The following is a 5,356-nucleotide window of genomic DNA, read 5'->3' as shown; positions in this document are numbered from 1 at the left end:
GATAATGCGGCACTTATCGCATATTGGTTTGACAGATGGTCTTACTTTCATGCGTCTTCCTCCTTATTCACGACTTATTTGTGTCGGAATGTAATTCGCCCACGTGTTAAATCATAAGGTGAAATTTCAACGGTTACACGGTCCCCTGGTAAAATGCGGATGTAGTGCATGCGGATTTTACCAGAAACGTGAGCCAGTATTTCGTGTCCGTTTCCCAATTTCACTTTGAACATTGCGTTTGGTAAAGTATCAATTACTTCGCCATCCATTTCAATAACATCTTGCTTACCCATTACTTGGATGTTCCTCCTCTTTTATCTCTGTGAGTATTTCATACCCTTTTTCTGTGATCACGATCGTATGCTCGTAGTGAGCTGCCAAGCCACCATCTTTGGTGACGACACCCCAGCCATCCGCAAGTGTTCGTGTATGTGGCCTGCCTGCTAAAACCAACGGTTCGATTGCAAGCGTCATGCCTTCTTTAAGCAGAATGCCATGACCTGCCGGGCCGAAATTTGGAACTGTCGGATCTTCATGGACGGAAGTTCCAATACCATGTCCTGCATAATCCCGTGGCAAAGAAAAGCCATGCCCAAAGACATACTCTCCGATTGCATGAGATATATCAGTTAGATGATTCCCAGCCTTTGCCATTTTTAAACCTTCATATAAAGATTCTTCGCTAATTCTCAGAAAGGCTTTTGTTTCCTCGCTGATATTACCGACAGCATATGTCCATGCTGAGTCACCATGATACCCTTGATAACAGGCACCGATATCTACTGAAACAATGTCCCCGTCATGTAACATCGTATCATCTGGGACACCATGTACCATGACAGAATTTACAGATATACATGCAGCAGCTGGAAACCCGTATAAACCCTTAAATGACGGTATCCCACCATGTTTTCGTATCGTGTTTTCCACGATTTCATTGATTTTTTTCGTAGTGATTCCAGGCTGTATAACTGTTTGCGCTGCACGATGTGCAAGCGCAACAATTATACCTGCTTTTTTCATGAATGTCAACTCCTGATTTGACTTCGGAATGACCATTTTAGTCCTCCAACGCTTTCAGGACATCGCTCCAGACGTTTTCGATTGGTTGATCGGCATTGATTCTTGCGACAATTCCTTTCTGCTCATAGTAATCCAGAACAGGAGCTGTCTGTTTGCTGTATTCATCCAGTCGTACGGTAAGACTTTCTACCGTATCGTCTTTTCGCTGATATAGATCTCCACCACATACATCACATTTACCTTCTACCATAGGAGGTTTGGATTGTAAGTGATAGATCTCTCCGCACTCTTTACAGAGACGGCGGCCGGTGATTCTGCCAGCCAGAACATCAAAGGGAATATCCATGGCAATGACTTTGTCGATGGATAATGCCCCATCGCCAGCCAATGCATCAAAGGCCTTTGCCTGTTCTAAAGTTCTTGGATAGCCATCTAGAAGAAAGCCGTTTTTCTTATCTTCCAGTTTATCCAGATAGCTTTTCACCATATTGTTTACCAGTTCATCAGGGACGAGCAGTCCTTTGTCCATATAGCTTTTCGCTTCAAGACCAAGTTCTGTACCATTCCCGATTTCACTGCGGAAAATATCTCCTGTTGAAATATGATTCACATTAAATTTTTCAACGATTTTTGCGGACATCGTACCTTTACCGGCACCAGGACCGCCCATAATCAAGATATTCATAGGTTCACCTTCTATCTCTGAAGAAATCCACGGTAGGACTTCTGCGTCAGACGACCTTCGATCTGTTTCACGGTTTCCATTGCAACACCTACGACGATGATGATACCAGTACCGCCGATACCCATAGAGCTAGGCAGATTTGTAAATAATGGAAGAGCATGAGGCAGAACTGCGATGAAAGCCAGTCCAATTGCGCCTAATACCGTGATTCTGTTTAATACCTTGTTAATGTAATCTTTGGTTTCCGTACCAGGACGGATACCAGGGATATATGTTCCTGATTTACCTAAGTTCTCGGCAATCTTTTCCGGATCTACCTGTAACTTCGTATAGAAGAAGGTAAATAACAGAATCAATACCACATAGATAACCAGGCTCACTGGTGTTTGCATACCCAGGTAATACTCTACGGTACTTACCCATTCAGCAGCCGTTACCATCTTAATGATGGAAAGTGGCGCCACCATGATAGCAGAAGCAAAGATAACAGGAATTACACTGGCTGAATTGATTTTCAGCGGCAGGTATGTCATGTCTTTCTTGCGTGTTGTTACCGTGCTGGATGTATACTGAATTGGAATCTTACGTTCCGCTGTCTGCATGAAGACAACAAAGATGATGATCAGCAGATAGCATAACAGGAAGCCGCCAAAGCTCAAGATTCCATTAAAGGTTGCAGAACTGCTGGATGTATCGACAAGCGTTCCCCAAGCTGTTGCGAACTGATGTGGAAGTCTTGCGATAATGCCAGCGGCGATGATCATAGATACCCCATTGCCAACACCCTTCATCGTAATACGGTCACCGATCCACAAGATGAACATGCTGCCACCTGTTAAGATTGTTGCAATATAAAGGATGCTTGACCAACCATTGCCATTGACCAGTAAATCCGGATAGCTTCTTGAAAAGCCATATATTAGCGTTGAAGCCTGGAAGAAGCTCAAGACAACTGCCAGGTAACGTGTATAACGATCAATTTGTTTTTTACCGGATGCGCCGCCTTTGGCAAGTTCTGTCAAAGCCGGAATAACATCCATGGATAATAACTGAATAATAATAGATGCGGTGATGTAAGGGCCGACTCCCATAGCAAAAATGGACATCTGTTCCAGACCTCCACCACCAAGCAGGTTGATCATATCAAGCAGTGAATTGCTGGATTTCGTCAGCGATGTCGTATCTACGCCCGGTACAGTGATTGCTGTACCAAAGCGGAAGATAAACAACATGGCAAGAGTAAAGAATATTCGATTACGAATATCTTTATTCTTGAACATGCTGGTAATCGTGCTAAGCATACTAGATAACCTCTGCTTTTCCGCCTGCTTGCTCGATTATCGTTAAAGCTGATTTAGAGAACTTGTTAGCTTTCACTGTCAGTTTCTTTTCTAATTCACCTTCGCCTAAGATCTTGATTCCATCTAATTCTTTTCTTACCAGACCGCATTCAATCAACAGTTCTGGAGTTACTTCCGTACCATCTTCAAAACGATTTAAAGATGCTACATTTACGATTGCATACTCTTTACGAGTAAAGTTTGTAAAACCACGTTTAGGCAAACGTCTTGCTAATGGTGTCTGTCCACCTTCAAAACCTAAGCGAACGCCTCCGCCAGATCTTGCTTTCTGACCTTTATGTCCTTTACCAGCAGTTTTACCGTTACCAGAAGCATGACCGCGTCCTACACGGTAGCTTGCTTTTCTGGCACCTTCTGTATATGTCATTTCATGTAATTTCATGTTCTAATTCCTCCTGTTAACCGCGAATTTCTTCTGGTTTTTTACCACGGAGACGAGCAACATCTTCAATCGTTTTCAGATCTTTTAATGCTGCAATCGTAGCACGAACCATGTTGATTGGCGTACGGCTTCCCAGACATTTAGACAGGATATCGTTGATACCAGCCAGTTCCAATACGGCACGTACAGGACCACCAGCGATAACTCCGGTACCTTCTGTAGCAGGGCGCAGGAAGATTTCTCCAGCTCCGTAACGTCCAGTGATTTCGTGAGGAATGGTAGTTCCTACGATAGGTACGTTGAATACGTTTTTCTTAGCGTCTTCAACAGCCTTTTTAATAGCATCAGGAACTTCGTTTGCTTTTCCTGTACCAAAGCCGACACGGCCTTTTTTGTCACCGATGACAACCAATGCAGCAAAACGGAAGCGGCGTCCACCCTTTACTACTTTAGTTACACGGTTGATGGTAACGACGCGTTCTTCAAATTCTTTTTCAACGTCGCGATTTCTTCTTGGTTTACGTTCCATTCGCATAACCTCCTAAAATTTCAAGCCGGCTTCTCTAGCCGCTTCAGCCAAAGCTTTAACTCGACCGGTGTAAACATATCCACCACGGTCAAATACAACATTTGTGATATTCTTTTCAAGTGCGCGTTTCGCAACCTCAGCGCCAACGGTTTTGGCAGCTTCAACGTTACCACCGTTTTCCAGTTTCATTTCAACACTGCTAGCGGCTACTAATGTAGTACCGTTAACATCATCAATGATCTGCGCGTGAATGTGGCTGTTTGAACGGAAAACGTTCAGGCGGGGACATTCAGGAGTACCGCTGATTTTGGTACGAACACGCAAGTGACGGCGTAAACGCTCATCATTTCTAGATACTTTCTTAAGCATTGTTCAATTTCTCCTTTCCCACTATTTCTTACCTGCTGTTTTACCTTCCTTACGACGAACATATTCACCTTTGTAGCGAATACCTTTGCCTTTGTAAGGTTCTGGTTTTCTTACAGCACGAACATTTGCAGCGAATTCACCGACACGCTGTTTATCAATTCCGGACACTTTAATAGCTGTCGCAGAAGTACATTCTACGCTCAATCCTTCTTCGATAGCAAATTCAATTGGGTGGGAGTAACCAACATTCAGTGTCAGTTTCTTACCGCTTACGGCAGCACGGAAACCGATACCAACCAATTCCAGTTCTTTGGAATATCCGTTAGTAACACCTTCAACCATGTTAGCCAGCAGAGCACGTGTAGTACCATGCAGCTGTTTTGTGTGTTTCTGTTCGTTTGGACGTGTTACGCTCAAAACGTTTTCTTCAATTTTAATACCCAATTCCGGGTTAAACTGACGAGTTAAAGTTCCCTTAGGTCCTTTAACAGTCACCTCATTCCCAGCAGCGATGTTTACTTCAACGCCAGCAGGAATGGTAATCGCTTTATTACCGATACGTGACATTCTTCTTTACCTCCGTCTAGATTACCACACGTAGGCGATAACTTCGCCACCAACGTGTTTAGCTCTAGCTTCTTTATCTGTCATTAAACCATGAGATGTAGAGATGATTGCAATACCCAGACCGTTCAATACGCGAGGAACTTCGTCCACTTTTGCGTAAGCACGTAAACCAGGTTTAGAAACTCTCCGTATTCCATTGATTACTTTTTCGTTGTTAGGTCCATATTTCAGTGTAACATTGATGGTTTTCTTAACGTCACCTTCAACGTTGTAATCTGTAATAAAACCTTCTTCTTTTAAAATCTTTGCGATTTCGATCTTTTCTTTATTTGCAGGTACTTCTACAACTTCGTGACGAGCCTGAACTCCATTACGAATTCTAGTCAGCATATCTGCAATCGGATCTGTCATTATCATCATGACTGTATTCCTCCTATCTG

General features: G+C 43.3%; 10 protein-coding genes. All 10 read right to left on the bottom strand.

Annotation, left to right across the window (positions count from 1 at the left end; all coding sequences use genetic code 11):
* On the bottom strand, nucleotides 1-51 hold a 51-nt coding region (gene rpmJ, locus AC1VS3_RS12605; RefSeq protein WP_481275672.1), incomplete at its 3' end, for a 50S ribosomal protein L36.
* Between the two features lie 23 nt (nucleotides 52-74).
* A complete protein-coding gene (gene infA / locus AC1VS3_RS12600) occupies nucleotides 75-293 on the bottom strand; it encodes a translation initiation factor IF-1 (protein ID WP_008690072.1) in 219 nt (72 codons plus the stop codon).
* The gene (gene map / locus AC1VS3_RS12595; protein ID WP_008690073.1) at nucleotides 286-1,059 is read right to left on the bottom strand and encodes a type I methionyl aminopeptidase; all 774 of its coding nucleotides are present in this window, start codon (nucleotides 1,057-1,059) and stop codon (nucleotides 286-288) included. The genes infA and map overlap by 8 nt, the downstream gene beginning before the upstream one ends.
* A gap of 1 nt (nucleotide 1,060) precedes the next feature.
* Nucleotides 1,061-1,708 (bottom strand): adenylate kinase, encoded by a 648-nt coding sequence (locus AC1VS3_RS12590; RefSeq protein WP_008690074.1) that lies wholly within the window; start codon nucleotides 1,706-1,708, stop codon nucleotides 1,061-1,063.
* Nucleotides 1,709-1,719: 11 nt separating this feature from the next.
* Nucleotides 1,720-3,009, bottom strand: coding sequence for a preprotein translocase subunit SecY (gene secY / locus AC1VS3_RS12585; RefSeq protein ID WP_008690076.1), 1,290 nt, complete (start codon nucleotides 3,007-3,009; stop codon nucleotides 1,720-1,722).
* A 1-nt stretch (nucleotide 3,010) separates the two neighbouring features.
* Nucleotides 3,011-3,451 carry a 50S ribosomal protein L15 gene (gene rplO, locus AC1VS3_RS12580; protein ID WP_008690078.1) on the bottom strand — a complete coding sequence of 147 codons (441 nt, stop codon included), beginning with the start codon at nucleotides 3,449-3,451 and terminating at the stop codon, nucleotides 3,011-3,013.
* Between the two features lie 16 nt (nucleotides 3,452-3,467).
* Complete coding sequence (rpsE, locus tag AC1VS3_RS12575) at nucleotides 3,468-3,980, bottom strand: 30S ribosomal protein S5 (RefSeq protein WP_008690080.1); 513 nt, start codon at nucleotides 3,978-3,980, stop codon at nucleotides 3,468-3,470.
* A 12-nt stretch (nucleotides 3,981-3,992) separates the two neighbouring features.
* Nucleotides 3,993-4,349, bottom strand: coding sequence for a 50S ribosomal protein L18 (gene rplR, locus AC1VS3_RS12570; protein ID WP_008690082.1), 357 nt, complete (start codon nucleotides 4,347-4,349; stop codon nucleotides 3,993-3,995).
* Nucleotides 4,350-4,370: 21 nt separating this feature from the next.
* Nucleotides 4,371-4,916 carry a 50S ribosomal protein L6 gene (rplF, locus tag AC1VS3_RS12565; RefSeq protein WP_008690084.1) on the bottom strand — a complete coding sequence of 182 codons (546 nt, stop codon included), beginning with the start codon at nucleotides 4,914-4,916 and terminating at the stop codon, nucleotides 4,371-4,373.
* Nucleotides 4,917-4,937: 21 nt separating this feature from the next.
* Nucleotides 4,938-5,333 carry a 30S ribosomal protein S8 gene (rpsH, locus tag AC1VS3_RS12560; RefSeq protein ID WP_026006681.1) on the bottom strand — a complete coding sequence of 132 codons (396 nt, stop codon included), beginning with the start codon at nucleotides 5,331-5,333 and terminating at the stop codon, nucleotides 4,938-4,940.
* Between the last annotated feature and the right edge of the window lie 23 nt (nucleotides 5,334-5,356).

Source organism: Longicatena sp., assembly GCF_982403165.1.
Note: the sequence above shows the minus strand (reverse complement) of the source record. Positions and strands in the feature narration are given on the sequence as shown.

What these genes read in the sequence shown, in the direction of transcription:
- rplO (WP_008690078.1), bottom strand. Translation starts at nt 3,451, where the DNA reads ATGAAATTACATGAAATGACATATACAGAAGGTGCCAGAAAAGCAAGC.
- secY (WP_008690076.1), bottom strand. Translation starts at nt 3,009, where the DNA reads ATGCTTAGCACGATTACCAGCATGTTCAAGAATAAAGATATTCGTAAT.
- rplR (WP_008690082.1), bottom strand. Translation starts at nt 4,349, where the DNA reads ATGCTTAAGAAAGTATCTAGAAATGATGAGCGTTTACGCCGTCACTTG.
- AC1VS3_RS12590 (WP_008690074.1), bottom strand. Translation starts at nt 1,708, where the DNA reads ATGAATATCTTGATTATGGGCGGTCCTGGTGCCGGTAAAGGTACGATG.
- rpsE (WP_008690080.1), bottom strand. Translation starts at nt 3,980, where the DNA reads ATGGAACGTAAACCAAGAAGAAATCGCGACGTTGAAAAAGAATTTGAA.
- map (WP_008690073.1), bottom strand. Translation starts at nt 1,059, where the DNA reads ATGGTCATTCCGAAGTCAAATCAGGAGTTGACATTCATGAAAAAAGCA.
- rpsH (WP_026006681.1), bottom strand. Translation starts at nt 5,333, where the DNA reads ATGATAATGACAGATCCGATTGCAGATATGCTGACTAGAATTCGTAAT.
- infA (WP_008690072.1), bottom strand. Translation starts at nt 293, where the DNA reads ATGGGTAAGCAAGATGTTATTGAAATGGATGGCGAAGTAATTGATACT.
- rplF (WP_008690084.1), bottom strand. Translation starts at nt 4,916, where the DNA reads ATGTCACGTATCGGTAATAAAGCGATTACCATTCCTGCTGGCGTTGAA.